This window comes from Cohnella rhizosphaerae (assembly GCF_029525575.1).
Taxonomy (GTDB): Bacteria; Bacillota; Bacilli; order Paenibacillales; family Paenibacillaceae; genus Cohnella; species Cohnella rhizosphaerae.
Genome location: NZ_JAPDIA010000008.1, coordinates 1,966,749 through 1,988,457, shown reverse-complemented (window position 1 = coordinate 1,988,457; position 21,709 = coordinate 1,966,749). Strand labels below are relative to the sequence as shown.

11 protein-coding genes and 3 pseudogenes are annotated in these 21,709 nt (G+C 54.6%); 10 read left to right on the top strand and 4 right to left on the bottom strand.

Annotated features, from left to right (window positions below; genetic code table 11):
- The first annotated feature begins 37 nt into the window (after positions 1–37).
- The 9 genes and pseudogenes from OMP40_RS32890 to OMP40_RS32855 all read left to right on the top strand — a co-directional run bounded on the left by OMP40_RS32890 (position 38) and on the right by OMP40_RS32855 (position 15,555).
- Complete coding sequence (locus tag OMP40_RS32890) at positions 38–1,036, top strand: type 2 periplasmic-binding domain-containing protein (protein WP_277537574.1); 999 nt, start codon at positions 38–40, stop codon at positions 1,034–1,036.
- Positions 993–1,703 carry a type 2 periplasmic-binding domain-containing protein gene (locus OMP40_RS32885; protein WP_277537572.1) on the top strand — a complete coding sequence of 237 codons (711 nt, stop codon included), beginning with the start codon at positions 993–995 and terminating at the stop codon, positions 1,701–1,703. The genes OMP40_RS32890 and OMP40_RS32885 overlap by 44 nt, the downstream gene beginning before the upstream one ends.
- A complete protein-coding gene (locus tag OMP40_RS32880) occupies positions 1,704–3,038 on the top strand; it encodes an ADP-ribosylglycohydrolase family protein (RefSeq protein WP_277537570.1) in 1,335 nt (444 codons plus the stop codon).
- Between the two features lie 313 nt (positions 3,039–3,351).
- A pseudogene (locus tag OMP40_RS40770) lies at positions 3,352–7,221 on the top strand (heparinase II/III domain-containing protein); the annotation flags it as partial.
- A 1,423-nt stretch (positions 7,222–8,644) separates the two neighbouring features.
- Positions 8,645–8,698, top strand: a pseudogene (locus OMP40_RS42630) (hypothetical protein); the annotation flags it as partial.
- A 75-nt stretch (positions 8,699–8,773) separates the two neighbouring features.
- Positions 8,774–9,355: pseudogene (locus OMP40_RS32870) on the top strand (chitinase N-terminal domain-containing protein); the annotation flags it as partial.
- Between the two features lie 88 nt (positions 9,356–9,443).
- The gene (locus OMP40_RS32865; protein WP_277537569.1) at positions 9,444–13,748 is read left to right on the top strand and encodes a heparinase II/III domain-containing protein; all 4,305 of its coding nucleotides are present in this window, start codon (positions 9,444–9,446) and stop codon (positions 13,746–13,748) included.
- Positions 13,749–14,121: 373 nt separating this feature from the next.
- On the top strand, positions 14,122–15,006 hold the full coding sequence (locus tag OMP40_RS32860; RefSeq protein WP_277537567.1) for an extracellular solute-binding protein: 885 nt from the start codon (positions 14,122–14,124) through the stop codon (positions 15,004–15,006).
- 249 nt (positions 15,007–15,255) lie between these two features.
- Positions 15,256–15,555: a hypothetical protein gene (locus OMP40_RS32855; protein WP_277537566.1), complete on the top strand. Its 300-nt coding sequence runs from the start codon at positions 15,256–15,258 to the stop codon at positions 15,553–15,555.
- 917 nt (positions 15,556–16,472) lie between these two features.
- On the opposite strand, the gene OMP40_RS32850 is transcribed toward OMP40_RS32855, so the two are convergent.
- From OMP40_RS32850 to OMP40_RS32835, 4 genes are all read right to left on the bottom strand, one after another.
- Positions 16,473–17,303, bottom strand: a complete 831-nt coding sequence (locus tag OMP40_RS32850; protein WP_277537564.1) for an extracellular solute-binding protein — start codon at positions 17,301–17,303, stop codon at positions 16,473–16,475.
- A 133-nt stretch (positions 17,304–17,436) separates the two neighbouring features.
- The gene (locus tag OMP40_RS32845) at positions 17,437–18,183 is read right to left on the bottom strand and encodes a carbohydrate ABC transporter permease (protein ID WP_338131301.1); all 747 of its coding nucleotides are present in this window, start codon (positions 18,181–18,183) and stop codon (positions 17,437–17,439) included.
- Between the two features lie 148 nt (positions 18,184–18,331).
- Complete coding sequence (locus tag OMP40_RS32840; protein WP_277537562.1) at positions 18,332–19,294, bottom strand: ABC transporter permease; 963 nt, start codon at positions 19,292–19,294, stop codon at positions 18,332–18,334.
- A 79-nt stretch (positions 19,295–19,373) separates the two neighbouring features.
- Positions 19,374–20,456 (bottom strand): Gfo/Idh/MocA family protein, encoded by a 1,083-nt coding sequence (locus OMP40_RS32835; RefSeq protein ID WP_277537560.1) that lies wholly within the window; start codon positions 20,454–20,456, stop codon positions 19,374–19,376.
- 475 nt (positions 20,457–20,931) lie between these two features.
- On the opposite strand from OMP40_RS32835, the gene OMP40_RS32830 reads away from it, so the two are divergent.
- A complete protein-coding gene (locus OMP40_RS32830) occupies positions 20,932–21,165 on the top strand; it encodes a hypothetical protein (protein WP_277537559.1) in 234 nt (77 codons plus the stop codon).
- Positions 21,166–21,709: the final 544 nt, after the last annotated feature.

Below are 21,709 nucleotides of genomic sequence, written 5' to 3'. Positions count from 1 at the left end.
AATATAAATTGTGAAAGAGAAAAGGGAGGAGCAAAACATGAAGTCATTCAAGGCAACAACCGCAAGTTTCGCAGCCGTTCTCGCGCTCGTAACCGTTGCGTCGGGCTGTTCGACGGGGAAAAACAGCGATCCGTCGACCCCGTCGTCGGCGTCGACCGACGCCGGCAGCAGCCAGCAGCCCGACAACGGACGGTTCGAGAAGCAGGTCAAATTCTCCGCCACCTCCGTCGACTTGAGCGACGACGGCAACTACATGAACGACGCCATCTATCAGACGCTCAACGACAAATTCAACTTCACGTACGATCTGATCCCGCTGAGCTGGGACAATTGGGTGGAGCGCGATCGCATCTGGGTCAATTCCGGAGATATGCCGGACATGATGTTCTGGAACTTCGATTTCAAGGATTATATGAATTTCTCGAAGCAGGGCCTGATCAAGCCGCTCCCGGCCGACTACGAGACCCGCTATCCGAACCTTGCGAGCGCCATGTCCAAGACGGGGCTGGCCGACTACTTGAAGTCGCTCGATCCCGAAGGCCGGGTCTACATGGTGCCGAACGTCATTTACAACACGCCGGTGACGGAGACGACCGATCTCGTGCTCGATGCCAAAGTGCTCTACTATCGGAAGGACTGGGCGCAAAAAGTGGGCATCAAGGTCGGAGACACGATAAACGCCGAGCAAATCTCCGAATTGGGCCGGGCATTCGTCGCGCAGGACCCGGGCGGCAACGGCGCGGGCCGTACGGTCGGTATCTCCTCGCAGCCGTATCAGCTGTACAGCGCTTTCGTACAAACGCACAATTCGTTTTACAACCAGTTCTACAAGAAGGAAGACGGCAAATACGTATGGGGCGGCAATGAGGATTCTACCTTCGAGGGGGGTCAAAAGCTTCGCCTCGTACTTCGAGCAAGGATTCATCGACAAGGACTATTACACGTTCAAGGGCAAAGAGCACTACGACAAGTTCGATACGGGCATCAGCGGCATGTTCATCGACGGCGCATCGGCGGCGAACGTCAACGAGCGTAATCAGGCGTTCGCCAAAGCGAATCCGGACATCAATCCTGCGGATGCCATCGGTCTCGCGACGGTCGTCGGACCGGACGGCAAGTTTCACGGTCAGCAAAATATTCTGAACTACTGGGCCGGCGAGATTTTTAAGCCGGACTTGAACGACGAGACATTCGACCGTATCCTGTCCATTCTCGATTACGTCGCTTCGCCGGAAGGCCAACGCCTCATCTTCGCGGGGATCGAAGGCAAGGATTACAAGATGGAAGGCGACAAGCTGGTCATTACCCGGGAAAAAGACGACCAAGGCAACTTTAAGTACATGGGGGACCTGTATCCGTCGTATTACTTCTTCTATACGAAGGTCGTGCTGCCGGACGACTGGTCCGCGCGCGATCCGTCTCTGCCGGATAGCATTCGCAACGCTGCCGTCAACATGTTCAAGGTTAAGGAGAAGATCGCCGAGCTCGTGCCTCCGGACTACGATGTGTTGTTCCTGTCCGCGCCGAACAAGGACAAGTTCAACGTTTTGATCGACGACGCCATCACCCAGCTGATCATGGGCAAAAAAGGATTTGGATGTGTCCTGGAGCGAATGGAAGAAGTCCGTCGAACCGAAGGTGAGCGCGGTTCTGAAAGAAATCAACGGAGCTTTGGCGAAACAATAATGGGAGGTCGACGATAAATGCTGCCAACATATCGCGTATTGCGCGCCGCTTTGGCCGGCGTCATCAAGAACAAGGATCAACAAGGCCACGAGGTTGGGGGTCTGGCGGAGCAGCTGGAGCGGTTGCCCGACAGCTACGACGCGCTGAGTGAATTCTCGCATCGGCTTGTCAACCTGCCGCTTCGCGAGGACTGGCCGTATGTCGAGCCAAGCGACCTGGATGCCATCCGGGCCGAGTCCGACCCGTCCAGACCGATCGAGCTCGGTTCTCTGACGCCCGAACAGGCTGCGGCGCGCGTCGAGACGGCGTTCCTGTCCTCGCTCTGCGGCTGCGTCCTGGGCAAGCCGATCGAGGAATTCCCCTTCGCGACGATGGACGACATTCGCGCCGCGTTGGAGAAGACGGGCGAATGGCCGCTGAACGACTACATTTCCGAGAAAATGCTGGATGTATACGGCCGCCGCAACATCTCCTGGACGGAGACGGTACGCGAACGCATCGCCTTCGTGGCGCCGGACGACGACATCACGTACACGATCATGGGCATGCTGCTGCTGGAAAATCACGGCACGGCGTTCACGAAGGACGACATCCGCAAGCTGTGGCTCGACTATTTGCCGATTCACCAGACTTGGGGACCCGAGCGCGGCATGCTGTTGAAGGCCGGTCTCGAATCGACGGTACCGGATCAGCAGCATAATATCGAGACCTGGGCCGATATCCTTAATCCCGGCGACGAGCTGTGCGGCGCGCTGATTCGCGCCGACGCCTACGGCTATGCGTGCCTGGGCAAGCCCGAGCTGGCTGCGGGTCTGGCATGGCGGGACGCCAGCTGGACGCATCGACGCACGGGCGTATACGGCCCCATGTTCGTAGCGGCGGCGATCGCGGCTGCGCCTTCGGCCCGGAATCCGCTAGACATTTTCGAGACGGCGCTGAAGTTCGTGCCGCAGCGCAGCCGATTTTATCATATTGTCGCAGATTCGCTGGAGGAGATCGGACGGGCGACCGACTGGATCGACGGCTACTATCGTATTCACCACAAGTACAAAGAGTACTTCGCTTGCTGCGTCTATCAGGAAGTCGGGACGCTCATCAACACGCTGCGGTTCGCGGAGAGCATCGGCGACGGCATTTGCAAGCAAGTCAGCCAAGGCAACGACACGGACAGCTTCGGCGCGACATCCGGCTCGATCCTGGGGGCCTACTTCGGACCCGGACATCTGGAGCCGCGCTGGCTTGAGCCGTTCGGCGGCCGGATCGTAACGAGCATGGGCACGTTCACGGAAGACTCGATCGAGAAGCTGACCAAGCGCATGGCTGCGCTGCCTGGTTTGGTGCGGGCGGAATAATTAACTTTAAAATGGAATAAATCATTCGAGACCGGAGGTCCCTTTCGTCATCGCAGTTGACGAAAGGGACCTCGTCGCTGATGATACGCAAAATATTTTAATATTGACGGCAAAAGCGTTAACAATTAAACTTGAAGCGTATTACATACATGTAAAATACATGTTTGTTATTGGGAGGACAAAGCACGGTATAGAAGGGGGTGAATAGGGAGCGGACTGGCTGCAAGCCAGTATGAAAACACGCAGCTCTTTCCGAAATTCAACAGCATGGGGACACTCGCATATTATTTAAATTTGGAGGCGTTTACCGGGCATGAAAAAAAGCGGAATCAGCGGTTTATTGGCTTGCATGATGGTATGGAGTCTACTGGCAGCAATAGGGTCCAAAGAGATTGCGGTTGCAGTCGACTATAGCAGCGAACTGCTGCCCAATGGCGGCATGGAATCGGTTACGGGCGGAAAGCCCTCGCAATGGGCGCAGGTCGGCGCCGATGGAGTGATCGCATCCGTGACGGACAGCGCCTATGTCAAAAGCGGCCTGGCCAGCGTGAAGCTGGAGGACGCCAGCACGACGAAGTCGACGGGCTTCAGGAGCGCGCGGGTTCCGGTATCGCCGGGAGCGGTCTACGTTGGCAGCGTTTTTGCTTATGACACGACGGGCAACTCCCAGTTATATTTAGAATTTTGGAATAACGCCAATCAACGGATCGGCGTTCAGGCGGAGTGGAACACGACCGCAGGGCGGTGGAATCAAGTGAAGATTACGAAAGAAGCGCCGGCCGGCGCTGCGTACGCCACCGTGCTCCTGTATCAATGCGACAGCTGCGTGGCCGTCAGTTACTATGACGATGCATCCGTCCGGGAAGCGCCCCCGGCAAACGACTTGAACGGCGATTTCGAAAATATTGTGGACGGCGCTCCGGCGAACTGGTCCAAAACCGATAAGGGGACCCAGCAGTCCGTGACGGATGTCGTTTACAGCGGCGCCTACAGCGTGAAGCTGGAGGACAGTTCGGCAACGAGCGGCAACGGGTACCGAAGCATCCGCTTGCCGATCCAGGCAGGGGAGACGTATCGGACGGCGGCCTATTCCTTTAACCGGTCAGGCCGATCCGAGCTGTACCTGGAGTATTGGAACAGCGCGGGCTCCCGGATCGGCGTGAAAAACTTAACGAACAATTCTAACAATATTTGGGTTCCGCTCGAAGTCGAAATGAAAGCGCCCGCAGGATCGGTGTATGCCACGGTTCTCTTGTATCAGAACGATGGGAACCAAGGAACCGCCTATTTTGACGGCGTTACTTTCAGAAAGGTATTGCCGGTCCCGTCGTCCAACCTGAACAACGGCAGTTTTGAAACCGCGGTTCAAAACAAGCCTTTAAATTGGACGGAGAAGGAAGGCACCGTATCCATCAGTACGGAGCAGGCGAAAGATGGCGTAAAGAGCGTGAAGCTGTCCGCATCGGGAGGCGGTGCGGCGCCGACGCTAATAAGCGATCCCGTTCGCGTCATGCCGGGCGAGCGCTACGCCGCCACCCTGCAGACCTACGTCATGCAAGGGACGCCGAGCGTTCAATTGGAATTTTATAACGATAACGCAGTCCTGTTATCTGCGGTTGCTTCCGACGGCGAAGGAGGTGCAAGCAGTTGGAGTCAGCTTGCCGCGAGCGGCGTGGCTCCTGCCGGCGCTTTATATGCGGTTCTTCGTATCGGCATGATGCCAGGCCAGGCGGGAACCGTTTACTTTGATGACGCGAGGTTCCGGCTGTCGGCCGACACGGCGAATTTCAAAACCCGTTCGAGTTTTTTCACGCCGGAAAAAGTCGCAGCAGCCCGAGAGAACGCGATCTCTTACAAATGGGCGGCCGATCTGCGCAATAACGCCGTTGCCAAGGCGGACAAATATTTGGAGAAGGGACTCGATTACTTATGGGAGAGCATACCGGGTCCTCAACTTCCGCGCAGCTACGGCGTCAACCAAGTGCTGGGCAGTCCGATTACCGGCAGAGAGATCGATCAATACGGGAATTATCCGTACAAGCTGGACCCGTTGAACGATCCGTGGAAAATCGTCGATCCGAGCAGCGGCTATAAATTCCCGACGAACGATTTCGGCGCTTATTATCGCAGCGGATTGGACGAGCACGGGGTATTCCAGCCGTCCTTGGCCGATCGCAGTCTGCTGGTCAACACGCTTTATCCGGAGAAAGGACCGACATGGGGCGTGGACGACGGATTCGGATGGGTGGACGAGAAGGGCAATCGCTATACGTTCGTCGCCTATTACAACCATTGGGCGCAATGGTATCTGGACGGCGTTGTCGGCGCTTCGATCGTGTCGATGAGAGATGCATACCTGTATACGGGCGATCCCAAGTATGCCCGGGCAGGCACGGTCGTGCTGGACCGCGTCGCGGATGTTTATCCGGATATGGATACGATGCTCCATGACAAAACGATCTATTTAAATTCCCATGGGGGTTCCGGATTGGGCAAGATTGTCGGCTCGATCTGGGAGACCATCCTGATCAAAGAATTCATCTCGGCCTACGATGCCTTTTTTCCGGCGATGGACGATCCCGAGTTGATCCAATTCCTTTCGGCGAAGGCAGAGGAATATCGACTTGCGAACGGAAAGGAAACGGGAGCCGAAATCCGGCGCAATATCGAAGACGGACTGATCCGCCAGATTTTCCCCGCAGTGAAGGCGGGCCAGATCAGCGGAAATAAAGGGACGCACGAAAGCACGCTGGCTTTGGCGGCAAGGGTGTTCGATACGCTCCCGGAAACGAAAACTTGGCTCGATTATATGTTGGCGTCCGACGGAGGCGGAGTCTTTAATACGTTAGTGGATGCGGTCGACCGTGACGGACAAGGCGACGAGGGCGCTCCGGGCTACAGCGGAGGCTGGCTGGACAGCTATCGACTGATCGCGGATATTTTGGACGGTTACGACTTGTATCCGGATGCGGATTTATACCAGAACGCCAAGTTTCGCAAAATGTTCAACGCCAACATTCCTTTAATTCTAAGCGACAATTATTTCGCCAACATCGGCGATACGGGCAAGACCGGCGATCCCGGCCTTCCTTCTCATGTATTCTCAAAGACGACGATGTTAAAAGCATATGAAAAATTCGGAGATCCGCTTTATGCGCAGATGGCGTATTTCCTGAACGGCAACAGCGCGGACGGCTTGCATCTGGACGTATTTTCGGACAACCCGAATGACGTCGCCAATCAGATTCGCGGCGTTGTAGCCAAGGAAGGAACGCTTGACCTGAGAAGCGACAGTCTGGCCGGTCAAGGCTTCGCCGTGCTGCGGGACGGAATCAATCTGTCAAACGCATTTGGCGTGAGCTACGCATTTCCTTCCATGGAAATCGTAAGTCAAACCGTTCCCGCAAAGCTGTTTGAGGATTCGGGAACGATGCAGCTCGAGGCGAATCAAGCAGGGGAAGCTATCAGCTATCAGTTTACGGTGCCGGATTCAGAAGACTACGAAATCGATCTCCTTCCTTTCAGAGCTTCCTCCTACGGCATTTACCGCGTAGCGATCGACGGAAACCCAATTAAGGAAATGGACTTCTCCGGCGTGAATATGAATCAGCTGGAAGCGATCGGAAACGTGCGGCTGTCCGCAGGTCCGCATCAAATCAGCTTCGTGGGGATCGGCAAAGCTGCAGCGTCCAGCAACTATAAGATGGGTGTCCGCAAGCTCCTGCTGCTTGACGAAGCTGCGAGGGAGAAGCGGGATCAGGCAGGGCCGCAGAACACCCTGCGAGATTTCTGGATGCACTACGGCCGAACGTCCAGCCACGGACATGCCGACACGCTGGAGATCGGGGTGCATAGCTTCGGTCTTGACCTCTCGCCCGATCTCGGGTATCCGGAATTTGCCGATACCGTCGATATGCACCGGGCCCAATGGGTGGTGAACACGGTCAGCCATAACACGGTTGTCGTCGACAAGAGCAAGCAGAATCCGCAGTGGGTGGCGCAGCCCAAGCATTTTGACGATACGGACCGCGTGAAGCTGACGGATGTCGAAGCGCCGAACGTTTATCCGCAAACGCAACAATACAAGCGGACGACGGCGATGATCAAGATTGACGACGAGAATTCGTACGGCATTGATTTCTTCCGCGTGAAGGGAGGCGGCGATCACGTCTTCAGCTTCCACGGAGCGGAAGGCACCGTCACTACGGAAGGCCTGACGATGGTACCGCAGGCAACCGGAACATACGCCGGTCCGGATGTGGACTATGCCGAATGCGTAGACAGCGTGTGCAATTATACCTACAAGGGGAGCGGCTTTCACTATCTGAAGGACGTGTCGCGCGACAGCAACCCGGCCAGCCAGTTCAGCGTGGACTGGAATATCGCGGATACCTGGAAAGTGCTGACGCAGCCGGCGAACATCCATCTGCGGCTGACGATGCTCGGAGCTGTCGACGATGTGGCTCTGGCAAGCGGCGTGCCGCCTCAGAACAAGCCCGGCAATCCCAAAGCCCTTTCGTACGTTCTCGCTCACCGCAGCGGGACGAATCTGGACAGCTTGTTCACCTCGGTGATCGAGCCTTATAAGGATAGCCGTAAGATCGCGTCGATCGAGCCTGCCGTCGTGAAGCGGGACGGTCAGGCAATAGACGGCAATGAAGCGAAAGCGGTGAAGGTCACGCTGGCGAACGGCAGAATCGATTATATCGTCTATGCGCAGCGGACCGACGTCGAATATATCATTGACGACAAGCTGAAGTTCAAAGGGTTCATCGGCGTGTACTCGGAGAAGGACGGCAAGACCGAATATCGGTACGTGCATGACGGGTCTTATATGGCCCCTATCGGAAATGAGGTTGAACCGTTCGCGGGTGCGTTAACCGGTACGGTAATCGGCTTTACGAAGGCGCTGGCCTTCCAGAATGACATTGTCGTGGAAATGAACATGAACGGCGTGTCGACCGATGCGCTTGCGGGCGCCAGCATTTACGTAGCGAACGACGGCGTCCGGAACGGCGCATATCGAATTCGTGGCGCAACGGATCTGGGAGACAACCGCTACAAGCTGGATATCGGAGATATTACGCTCATTAGGGGCTACAAAAATCCAGCCAACTTTGCGGAGGGATATCGCTACGATATCGAGGAGAATGCGTCCTTCCGCATCCCGCTGACCCGTCAAATATCGCCGATCACGACAACCGCCCAAGTAAGCGGAGAGCAGCAGAACGGCTGGTTCACCGGAGAAGCGACAGTTGCGCTGTCCGTATACGGCTCAGACAGCGGAAGCGTCGCCACAGCCTACCGTCTGAACGAAGGGACAGCGTGGATTCCGTACACCGATCCGGTAGCGATCGGCAATAGCGGCATGCATGAGATCCAGTACCGTTCCACCGATGCGTCGGGCTATGAAGAGCCCATCCGGTCATTGACGGTACGCATCGATCGGGACGCGCCCGTGAGCAGCGTGAAGGCAGAGGGGACGAAGCGGACGGACGGCGTGTACACATCGGAAGTATCGCTCGCCGTGGAGGCAACGGACCCCCCTCTCGGGTGTAGAGAGAACCGAGTACTCGCTTGTACCCGAAGGGGAGCCGGCCGATTGGAAGAGGTACGATGGACCGATTGCTTTAGACAAGAGCGGCGCCTATGTGCTGATGTACCGCTCGACGGATCGAGCCGGTCATGCGGAACCGCAGAAGCAGTTCTCCATCCGCATCGAGACACCCAGCAAGGGAGCACCGGGCAAGCCTGTTCTATCCGATGACAATGGCTACGATACCGGTCTCCGGGACGGGAACTATTCCATCAAAATGGATATGTGGTGGGGGGACAACGGCCGGACCTACAAGCTGTACGAAAACGACATTCTGATCGACACGCAGCAGCTGGCGGACGACTCTCCGAATGCACAGTCCGCCGTGACGTCGGTCGCCTACCGGAAAAACGGGACGTACCGCTATTATGCGGAGCTCATCAACGCTTACGGAACGACGCGCAGCGACGTCCGCATCGTGGAGGTCGCGCAGGCCGCGCCGGGCGATCCCGTGTTGTCCCACGACAACGATGACGGCGACGGCAGTTATAACGTCAAGATGAACATGTGGTGGGGGACGAACGGCGGCACGTATCGTCTGTACGAGAACGGCGTATTGATCGACACGCAAGCCTTGACGGAAGCGACGCCGCAAGCTCAAACCGCCGTAACGGCAGTCGCCGGCCGACCTCCCGGCACGTATGAATACCGGTGCGAGCTGGAGAACGGGGCAGGAGTTGCGTCGAGCGGCACCATACAAGTCATCGTGAAGCCATCGTGAAGCCAGCGTGAAATCGGCAAGCCGATTCGCTCCATCGTTCGTCAGCACGGAGGAACTCTAGACTTGATTAATCAGGAGGAGTCGACCGATGATGAAAAAAAGCAGAATAAGCGGATTTTTGGCATTCGTCATCCTATGGGGGATGTGCGTGACGCTGTGGCCGAGTACGACCGCAGCGGAAGCCGCTACGGAAATGTTGCCGAATCCCGGATTTGAGTTGACGTCGGAAGGACGACCTTCGCAATGGGAGCCGCTCCCTAACAGCTCGACCATCGCGTCCGTATCCGACAGCGTATATGTTCTTGGCGGGACGTACAGCGTTAAGTTGATAGACCCGGTCAAGGGCGGGGCGACAGGGCTGAGAAGCGCCAAAATACCCGTTGCGGAAGGAAAGGATTATCGCGGCAGCGTATACGCATTCGATACGACAGGAAAGTCGCAGCTGTATATGGAATTCTGGAACGGCGCGAATCAGCGGATCGGCGTTCAGGCCGAGTGGAACCCATCCGCGGGGGCTTGGAATCAGGTCGCCATCACGATGAAAGCGCCGGCAGGCTCCGCTTATGCGACCTTGCTGCTTTATCAATGCGACGACTGCATTGCCGTCAGCTACTACGACGATGCCTCTTTCGGGGAAGCAGCGGGTGCATCTGATCCGAATCTGGATTTTGAGACGGCAGCGAACGGCGCGCCTGCCAACTGGACGAGGTATAGCGACACGAGCGGCGCCATTTCCGTTGCGGACATCGTCTATAGCGGCCAATACAGCATCCGTATGGACGATTCTTCCCCAACAACGGGAAACGGTATGCGCAGCATTCGGCTTCCGGCTTCGCCCGGGGAGGTCTATCAGGCATCCGTTCAATCCTACAATGCATCCGGCATTTCCGAGCTTTATCTTGAATTCTGGAACAGCGCGAATCAGCGAATCGGCGTCGCGACCTACGCCAATTCCACCATCGGAAAGTGGACGCCGCTGGTCATCGAACAAACCGCTCCTGCCGGGACGGCTTACGCCACTTTACTCCTTTATTTGAACACGGGCAATGTGGGGACGGCTTATTTCGACGCCGCCGGGTATGGCCCGCTTTCGCCTGAACCTGTAAGGGAGTTTCCGCTTCTGGTCACCGATCATCCGCGTTTGTATTTTACGAAGCAGGACCTTCCGGCCATTCGCGGCAAAGCGGCCAATGCGACGGATTCTGCTTTCGGCCAGACGGGCAAGCTGTTGTGGAGCCGGCTGGAGAGTGTCGCAAGAGGTTACCTGCAGGATACCAGCTACACCATCACCGCATACGGCGGGTATACGGTAACGTTATCGCTTCCGCCCGTCCAGCCACAGCCGATGCCGAATCCCCCCGGATTTACGGATGGCGTCTACCCTTATTGGACGGCGATCGGAAGAGCGATCCAGTATCGGCTGGAAGTTCTCGGTTTAGCTTACGCGGTCACCCAAGAGCAGGCCTTTGCCGACAAAGCCAAAGAGACGCTGCTTTCTTTGACAAACTGGAATACGTGGACGGACCCGACTTACAGCTGCGGCAGTTCATGTCTGGACACGTCTCACTTGACATTGGGCGTGAGCATGGCTTACGACATCTTGTATGACGAGCTTAGCGCATCGGAAAGAACGCGGATCGAGAACGCGCTGATCGGGAAAGGACTTCGTCCGTTGTACGCGGATGTACGGACCAAAGTCGATCACAATATCCAGATGCTGCGCGCTTCCGCGCTTGCCGCCGGTGCATCCGTCTTACTGGGGACGGACCCGGACGCCAACAAATATTTGACGCGCGCGGCCAATTTCATCTCCTGGTACCTTGACACCAGAATGAGCTCCGGCCAGCAGGAAGGCCTCGGCTACACCGGTTACTCGCTCGACAACTTGATGCGGGCCGTCGATATCATGTCTCGGACGACCGGGCTTCGAGAATATATCGACCATCCGTTCATCAATGACTTTTTCGTCCGATGGGTTGTGTATGCCATGGCTCCCGGCGGAAGCAATTTGGCCAATTTCTCCGATTCCGCGTTGGATTCCGCGCCTACGATGACGATGAGCGTCATCAACAACTGGCTCGGCAATGGCGATGCGGGCTACTTTCTGGATAAATCGCGAGTGCTCAGCGACCTGGTCGTCAGCTTCCTGTACTTCAACCCTCAGGCAGTCATCTCGAAGCCAGACGACAGCCTGCCATCTTCGGCGACGCTCGACCCGATCGGATGGTCCTTTCTCCGAACGGGATGGGAGAAGGAAGATACCATGCTTGCTTTTGCCAGCAACCAATCGGCGCTCGGGCACAATCACTATGACCAGAACAGCTTCCAGATCGCAACGAACAACTCGTGGATCGCCGCAGATCCGGGGTATCAGGATCTCAGTGCCGGTCCTCTGAAAGAGTTTACGATCAGGGACGGTCACAGCACGATACAGGTCGACGGCAAAGGGCAGTCCAGATTAGGCGGCGGAACGCTGACCAAGGGGATGCATGCGCCCGGTTACGATTACGTTAAAGGCTCGGCGGCGGCGGCTTACGAGAACCCGAAGCTTACGAAGTTCGATCGGCATATCGTCATGATCAAGCCGGACTACTACGTCATGTTCGACGACCTGTCGGCCAACGCGAATCGGACATTCGACTGGGTTCTTAACAATGGAAACATCAGCGAATTTGCCATTGACGGACAGGACGGCACGGCGGGACAGACGACGATGGGCAACGATCTGTATACCCGCAACGGCAAGGCCGCGTTGAACGCCAAATTTTTGAGCCCCGACAAGCTTCCGATTACGGTAGGTCCGTATCCGGGCGCCGAAAGTATGGGCTATATCACGAAGGTCTCAAGCGGCGCGGCTTCCAAAGACTACCGCTATGTCACTGTGCTTAAGGCGACGCCCCTTCTGCAGCCGGATATTATTCAAGCGGAAGACCTGCTGCCTCCCAAAGAAAGTTCGGAGAAAGAGTTCAAGATTGTCAACGTGGACGGTGCGGCAGTGGTATTTTACCGGGCCGAGACGGCGGGAGATTATATGACGCTGGAGTTTGAGCTTGACAAACCCGGTACTTATACGATCAATGGAAAGTTTATTCAATCGCCGTCATATGGCAAAATTCAAACTTACTTGGACGGGCAGCCTGTCGGAGGCATATTCGACGGATATGATGCGAATGTCCGAACGGCGGCGCCATTCCCGCTCGGTCAGATCGAACTGGCGGCTGGCAAGCATACGGTCAAGTTCGAGCTGGTCGGCAAAAATGCCCTTTCCGCCAATACGTTTATAGGCGTAGACGGGATTCAATTGAAGCTGGACGGAACGGAAGCGCCAGGCGAGCCGCAGAAAACGTTGAATGCGGAGCTGCTGGAGAACGATGGAGTGATCGGCTCCAAGGTATGGCGCGGCGAGGCGGAAGAAACTGTCGACTCCGTACTGTTCAAGACAGGCGCCTCTCCCTATTCGGTTGACGGCATTGCCGGCGATGCCGACCAAACGGTCGTCACACGCAGCGTAAACGGTCGTATTCAAGCCTATGCAATGACAAGAGGAACATCGCTTCAGGCAAACGGCGTCGCGCTGCTGCAAGCATCCGGCCCAGTCAACGCCGCCGTTCAGGGCAGCTACGGGCTATGGGAGGCGACGGTCGAAACGGTGGCGGACGAAAACGTAAGTCTGTACGTTCCGTACGTATCGGCGGTTACGCTGAACGGCAGGCCGCTGACTGCCGGCGAATATATATTCGACAAGTCCGCCCGCAAGCTCAGCCTATTGTTGTCGGCGGGGACACACCGCATCGCGATCGCTGCCGATCACCCTGAAGAGGCTCCGGGCAAGCCTGTTCTGTCCGATGATAACGGTTATGATACGGGGCTTCTGGACGGAAATTATCAGATCCGGATGAATCTGTGGTGGGGGAACAACGGCAGCCGTTACAGGCTGTATGAGAACGGCAGATTGATTGACGAGCAATCGCTTGAAGAACGTTCGCCTGATGCCCAGTCCGCCGTCACGGCAATATCCGGAAAGGCGAATGGAACCTATGTGTATCGAGCCGAGTTGACGAACGATTTTGGCGCCGCTTTAAGTAATGAGCACACGGTAACCGTCACGAACGCATCCCCGGCCAAGGCAATTCTATCGCACGACAATCATGACGGCGACGGCAGTTACCGGATCACCATGAATCTATGGTGGGGTACGAACGGCACAACCTACCGCTTGTACGAGAATGATGTGCTCATCGATTCGCAGCAGCTCGCAGGCGCGACGCCGAATGCTCAGACTGCGGTTACTTCGTTGACGGGGAAGCCGCCCGGCGTTTATTCTTACCGCTGCGTGCTGGAGAACGCGGCCGGTTCGACCTCAAGCGAGGTTATTACGGTAACGGTGCGCTGAGTGATTCGAGTTCGTCGTGCCCACTTGATAGAATAAGGTACGTTTCAGCTAAATAGTGGCGCTATGAAATGGCGTCGCAGGGATTGTACCTCTGCGACGTCATTTTACTTTGTTCTTCTTGGCAGCAACCGGACGTTAGCACGTGAAAGTGCCGGCGCGGATGTGCGCTCATTTTGCCAGCGCCTGCTCGTATCGATCGAACCTGAAGCCCGCCACATCCTCCGCCTAGGCATTGATAACTGCCTGAAGCTTCGATATACTTGGAGGATAAGCAATGGCAATTGACATTTTTGAAAAATTGTGATGTTATCCGCCCGCTTGCGCAGAACAGTAGATCTGCGCCCAACATATGAATAAGGGATGGAATTTTTTGATGCGGAGAAGCAGATCCAGATATTCCGAGCGTTACAGTTATTTTATTCATGAACTGCGGGACCAGATCATTACGGGAGAGCTGCAGCCCGGCGAATATATTTTGCCAGAGAATACGCTGGCAGAGCAATACGAGCTGAGCCGAGTGTCGATTCGCAAGGCGCTCGCCGAATTGGTCGAAGATGGACTTATCGAGAAGATCGCGGGCAAGGGAAGCCGGATCAAGCAACCGGTCGACGATCATTCGGCCGCCGTTCTGAAGCTGGCCTGGTTTTCGACCTCGCATGAACTTGAGATCGTTCGAAAAATCATAGATCGTTTTATGGAAAACAATCCGTTCGTTAAGGTGGAACTTCAAGTTTTGCCGACAATCGGATATACGAATGCGATCGCTCAATCCATCGAGGCCGGACAAGGCCCCGATTTGTTCATTATATCCGACGTTCATGTTCGGGAATGGATGGACCTGGGAAAGGAAAGCGCTTTGAATGGCTACGTCCCGGCCAAGCTGAACGAAGAGAGCAGCTATCCGCAAGTGTTTGAATTGTTTAAGCGGGAAGACAAGCTGCTGGGAGCGCCGTTTTTGTTTTCGCCGGTTATTATTTGTTATAATGAGACCATTTTCAGGGAAAACGGCGTGTCCGATCACCCGACGATCGCCAATTGGGAAAACTTGTTGGAGATCGCCAAACAATGTACGCCCATGCAAAGCGAGAGCACCATCGTCGAGCAATACGGCTTTTGTTTTTCATCCTCGTATAACCGGTGGCCCGTTTTTCTTCTGCAGAACGGGGGGGAAGATCGTATCCGACGAAGGCGACAAATGCGTATTCTCCCGGGAGGAGAACGTAGAAGCGCTCAAGTTCTGCACGTCGCTTATGTATGAGCATCACGTATCGCCGATTTACGCACATGCCAACACCGCGCTGGCGGAAAGTCTGTTTTCCAGAAAGCGCGTGGCGATGATCATGACCACCTATTATTTTATGAACGATTTTAAAAATCAATCGATCGAGTGGGACATTCTCCCGATGCCCAAGCATCGAGAGCAGGGGACACTGCTTCTCGGGGGGGGGCGATCACGATAAACGCCCAAAGCAAACAAACTCGGTTAGCTCAAAAGCTGGTTGATTATATGACCGGTGTGGAAGCGCAGACGATGCTCAAAACATTCGGCTCTACCATTCCCGCTTTGCGGGAGGTGGCGGAGGATGACCGTTTGTTGAACCCTGCCATACATCCGAAGCACTACAATTATTTCAAGGAGGTTCTTCCATATGCCAGGCCGCTAATCGGCTTTCAATTGGGCGAGTCTCAAATATTGGAACTCTGCGGTGAACTGGATTTGCTGTGGGCCAACCTGGAAGGCGCGGAGGAAGCGTGCGCACGGATCGAGGCTAGGTTTAACGAACAATATTTTGATTCGCAAGCTTAAGCGTACATCAAAGGCCGGACGAGCGATCTCTGAACGAGAGAGCGCCCTTCGGCCTTTGCCGAATAGAAAAACGCCATTCGCAGCGATAAGCGCTGCAAATGGCGTTTTTTAAAGCTTTATTGCTGTTCTTGTCCAGATCGGACCGCGGCAGCCGTTACTTGATCCAGGCCTCGGAAGCGTCTTTGATGGCGATGCCGGCATTCACTTCTTGAATGATTTGTTCGCCGCCCATTTTTTTCCATTCATCGACCATCTTGTCCCAATCGGATACCGGGCGTTGACCGGCGATCATCTTGGTTTGTTCGTCGATCAAATACTGATCAAGCTGCGCGCCTTTATCGAGATTGGTTTGAGAGATGACCGGATAGTTAGGGCTGGCATACCAGTTGGTCGAATTCAGATGATTGGCCAAGCTGCCCGTCAATTCTTGAATGAGCGGCAGCGAGTAGCCTGCCGGATAGTTCATATCCGATTCCTTCGCCGGCCATCCGCCGTCAGGCAGGAACGTGGACGGAGCCAGCCCGAGGTTGACGGCATTCTCTTTGAACTTCGGCTTGCCGTCCACCATATCGTAAGATACGCCGACATTGCCGAGGTAGAAGTCGTAGTCCGGATTCGTATCTTTGCGATCTTCCACCGGATAGAACTTGCGGGAGAACTCCAGAATCTCCAGAATACGCGCCAGTTTTACAGGGTCTTTGGCGGCTTGCGCCGAGATGACATTAAATCCGCCGAACCCGCGAGCGGCCGTCCAGCCTTGCGAGCCATCCGGGGCCTTGAACGCCTCCAGCGATACAAACTTGGCTTCGGGCTGGATAGCGAGCAAGCCTTTGACGTAATCCTCGGACATGCCGTTGATCGCTGCGATGAAGATGCCGGCTTTGCCGGAATAGAACTCCTTGTTGGTGTTAGCCCAGTCAAGCGTGACAAAGTCCGGCGTGACCGCGCCTTGCTTGTAAAGGTCGGCGAGCGTTTGAACGACTTCCTTGTATCCCGGAGCGATGGAGCCGGGAATGAAGCGGCCTTGCTCGTCTTTGTGATACCAGGCCGTAGGGTCCCAATACGTGCCCATATTCAGCTTCGGATTCAGGTCTTTGCCCAGTGCGAAGCCGTAAGTATCTTTTTTTGCCGTTTTTGTCGGGATCGTCGTTGGTGAAGGCGAGCGCGACTTTTTTCAGTTCCTCGTAACTCGTAGGCACGGAAAGGTTTAAATTGTCCAGCCAGTCCTTCCGGATCATGATGGAAAAGACGGAACGGGCCGGGCTGAAGGTAGGAATCGCGTAGATTTTGCCATCAACCTTGAATTGGTCGTAGATGTAGTCCGGAACGCCGGACATGCTCGGATACTGTTGGATGATCGAGTCGAGATCCGCAAAAGCGCCTTGCTTGGCGAACTTCGGATATCGGTTCCAGGCATCGTCGCCTTCGAACGAGATAATATCCGGCAGCGTTCCCGAGGCGAATACGGCCGACAGCTTGTCGCTGTAAGATCCTTGCGGAATGACGTTGATTTGGTAATCGACGTTAAAATGTTCGTTGATCAGTTTGACGCCGTTTTTATCGGTCGGCGGCACCTCGCCATATTTATATTTAAGCGCGGTAATGGTTACTTTGGGTTTGTCGGCATCGCCGGAGCCCGCAGCGGAAGCGCCCGGCGAAGAAGATGCCGGGGATGAGGCGGCCGGAGATGAAGAGGCGGCCGGCTCGTTATTGTTGCCGGCGCATCCGGCAAGTACAGATAAAATCATTGAAGCTGATAAGATGGAAACTACTTTTTTTGTTCAATTGATTCCCCTCCAGATTCGGTTCGTATTCCCTGATTTTTTCTGGCATTGCCGACTGCATGCTTGCTGGTTGGCTGGCTTGCTGGCTAGGCTAGGCTTAACCTTTGATCGAGCCGATCATCACCCCTTTCGCGAAGTGTTTTTGCAGGAACGGATAAACAATAAGAATCGGCAATGTCGAAATCAGGATAGCTGCCATTTGCACCGTTTCCGGCGGCGGTTGATTGGCCAGCATTTCCGGATTGATGACGCCCAGCGCGTTCATCGCATCGGATTGCACGACGATTTGCCGGAGAATAACCTGAATCGGCCATTTGGTTTGATCGTTGAGATAAAGGATGCCGGCAAAGTAATTGTTCCAATGGCCGACCGCATAGAACAGACCGAATGCAGCCAGTATGGGCTTGGATAACGGCAACACGATTCTCTGGAAAATGACCAGATCGCTGGCGCCGTCGATCAGCGCAGATTCGCTAAGTTCCTGAGGGAGCGACATAAAAAATTGTCTTACGATAATCAGGTTGAACGGCGCGATCGCGGCTGGCAAGATGAGCGACCAGATCGAATCAAGCAGTCCGGTCTCCTTGACGACCAAGTACGTCGGAATCATCCCGGCGGAAAACAACATCGTAAATAAAATCGCAAGCATGATGAATTTTTGACCATAAATTTTGCGCGACAGACCGTAGGCCATGGTGGTTGTAAAAAATAAATTAACGAGTGTGCCCAGGACCGTAATATAGACCGTGACGCGCAGCGAGCGGATGAAGGAGTGAGAACTAAAAATGTACTCGTATGCGACAATCGACCATTTTCGCGGCCATAGCAGCAGTTGACTTCGCAAAAATTCTTCGTAGGTTGTGAACGAAACGGAAAATAGATAAAAAAAACGGAAAAATCATTACAATCGCGAGCAATAACATAAAGGCATAATTGACCCAGTCGAACACGCGATCCTGAAACGTACGGATGTTCATGAACCATGCACCTCCTTAATAAACGCCTTCTTCTCCCATTCGCTTGGCAATGTAGTTCGACCCGAGTACAAGAACAAGTCCTACGACACCTTTAAATAAACCGACCGCCGTAGCAAAGCTGTAATCGGACTGCCGGACCCCTTTGGTGTAGACATAAGTATCCAGCACATCGCCAATATCGCGGTTAAAGGAATTCAGCATCAGGAAAATTTGCTCGAAGCCGCTGTCCAGTACGCTGCCCAAACGAAGGATGAGCATGATGACGATCGTCGCGCGCAAAGCTGGAAGCGTAATATGCCACATTCGTCTCCAGCGGTTCGCGCCATCCACCGAGGCGGCTTCATAAATTTCGGGATTGACACCCGCGAGCGCGGCCAAGAAAATGATCGTTCCCCAGCCGATTTCTTTCCAGATAACCTGCAAAACGATTAGGGGACGGAAGAAGTCGGGATTCGTTAAAAAACCGATGGACTGATTCATTCCGAAAACTTGCTTCAAAATGTCATTGATGATGCCGTCTCCCCGCAAGAAAATCGTAAAAATGCCTACGACGACAACCCACGAAAGAAAGTGCGGCAAGTAAACGATCGATTGTATAAATCGTTTGAAAAGCTCGCTCCGCATTTCGTTCAGCAATAATGCCAAAATGATAGGCGCAGGAAAGGCAAATAAAATTTGCAGCATGGAGAGGGAGATCGTGTTCCACAAGACGCGCCCGATTTCCGCAGAAGAGAAGATATCCCGGAAATGCTGGAGCCCGACCCATTCGCTGCCGGAGAATCCCAAAAACGGACTGAAATCCTGAAAAGCAATCACGATGCCGAGCATCGGAACGTACCGGTAAATCAAGAAAAAGAGCGCGCCCGGAAGTATGAGCAAATACATAAAACGATCTCGCCATATCTTTCGCAGAATCCGCTGTCGGGTGGAGACGACGACCGGCGAATCGGATTGCCGCTGCTTAACGAGAGTTGACACCGCATCCCCTCCAATAAAATACAGTTAAGTTACATGTATTTATCTGATATAAAAAAAAAGTACGATTGCTAATATTCGGTTATCTGATGCGCAGATCCGGAACTTCCAGCCAGATCCCGCCTTGCTCGGCAGAATGCTGGGCGATGATGCCCGGCAGCGTATATTCAATCGCCCGATAGATATCGATAGGAGGTTGGCTGCGGCGATCCAACGCGTCGATAAAATCTTGCAGCAAATAATACTCCGAAGTACCGTGACCGCCTTTGGACATGTCTTCCGTCGCGTCGGGATTGCTGATGTCGCATTTCAGCGATTGAGCGGTATCGCCGAACACCGGGTGATTTTCGACATAGATCCAACCGTCTCCTTCGTAACCAAGCCTGCCATTTTCGATTTGACCCTTGGATCCGTACAGGGCATAATGTCCGATTTCAGGATTACGCGGCGCAACCGAGCTTCGCAGAAGTTTGATCGTGCAGCCTTTGGACGTTTCGAACAGTGCGACCTGCATGTCGATACAGCCGACTCCGCCGTTAGGCACGACCGATTTGGAACTGCCGATCCCCATCGCTCTGACGATGCGGTCGTCGAGCATCTCGAGTATGGGACCGAGCGAATGGGAGCAGTAATGCAGAGGGGGACGCTGATTGCGCCAATAGGCGAATCCGGTATCCGGATCGATAATTCTGGAGCGAATGTCGTGCACGTATTCGCATTCCGCATGGAAGACGGTTCCGATCAGACCTTGTCGAATCCATTGCTTCCAGTTCTGCAGGAAATGAAAATATACCGTGTTCTCAGCCATCATATAGGTACGCCCCGTAGCCTTCACGGTATCGATCAGGCTGACGCAATCTTCAATGGTGGAGGCCGCCGTTACTTCGCACAGCACGTCTTTGCCGGCCTTCATAGCTGCAATGGCTTGTTCGGCATGGAGCGGCAACGGCGTACCGATCATGACGATATCGACATCTGATGCGAGCAGCTTGTCCAAACGATCGAAACGCCCGGATGGATCGATGCCGAGCTCGTCTCCCGTCCGCGTGAGCAGGTCGGCGTCCTGATCGCAGACGGCCGTAACTCGAATACGCGGGTGGTGCATATAAGCAGCGGATCGACGGGACCCTCCGAGCCCTACCAACCCCAATTTCCAAATTTTCATTCGTTATCCCCTTTTCGCATACCTATATTCTTCGGGTGTAGGTAACAACAATTGTAACGTATAATGACATGTTGGCTATTACGGCAAACTAGCGAAGAAAATGCATAAGCAAAGTCCTTTCATCACGAATTTGAGTAAAATATAGCATGATTATTTTTGACGGTCAATCCAAAAACGTTTCTTTGCCGTCGGGGCACAATAAACCTGTATTCGCTTACAGGAGAAGGGCGGGGATGTCTGGTGAAGCATAGTGTTAGATTACCTGACTGAAAGCGCTGACGATAAAGGTCGCCGGATTGACCGTTTTATTTTTCGCATGCTATAATTTAAATATATATTTTTACAGCGGCGCGAACAAGGAGCGCTTTTCTTTTCCCGAGATAAATACATGTAGTTAAACTGTTTTTAATTACGGTGAATACGATTGCCGGGACCATTTTTGGAATCAAGATAAAACGCAATGGAGGTATTCAGTTTGGCGGACATCGCAGAATTAACCGTCGAACCGCTGCTCGATCGTATCTATGCCGGCGACCGGGTCTTGCTGAGAGCGACGGTCAAGCTGACCGACGGCGAGCGGCTGATCGTTACCCAGGAGGCGGAGATCGCCGTCGCAGCGGAGGAGCAGGGGGGAGATCGCAACCGAGAACGGGAAAACGCTGTTTGTGGCCAAAACGGCTGGAACGGTAGAGCTGAGGGCGGCATATAAAGGGCTTCAGACTGTCGCGCAAGCGGAGGTTATGCCATTGATGCCGGCTAAGGCGAGGGGGTCTTACTATACCGACGAAAAGGTATCGGCCGCCCGCGCCAACATCGGGCAGTTCGGGGGGGCCGCCGAGACGAAAAGGCTGGCTGTCGGCAAGGCCGACAAGTGGCTGGGCGATTTTTCGCTGGAGAAGCTGTGGGAGATGATTCCCTCGCAGAACATCCCGCGCAGCTACGGCGTCAACCAGCTGGACGGCGGTCTGGCGTGCGCCAACGAAATCAAGCCGTACGGAAATTATCCTTACCGTTTTTCCGTCACGCAAGTCGATTGGAAGCTCATATCGCCTGTATGCGGCGTCCAGTTTCCGACCAATGACTTCAAGGCGTATTACGAGGGCGGGCTGGACGAATACGGGCGGTTCGACCGGGCGCTGGCGAAGCGGCACAATGACGAGCTGATCGCGAAGGGAGAGCAGGGCAATCTGGTCAATCGGATCAGGGAACAGATCGCGGCCAACTCGTCGATCGCACAATTTGTGACCGACGCG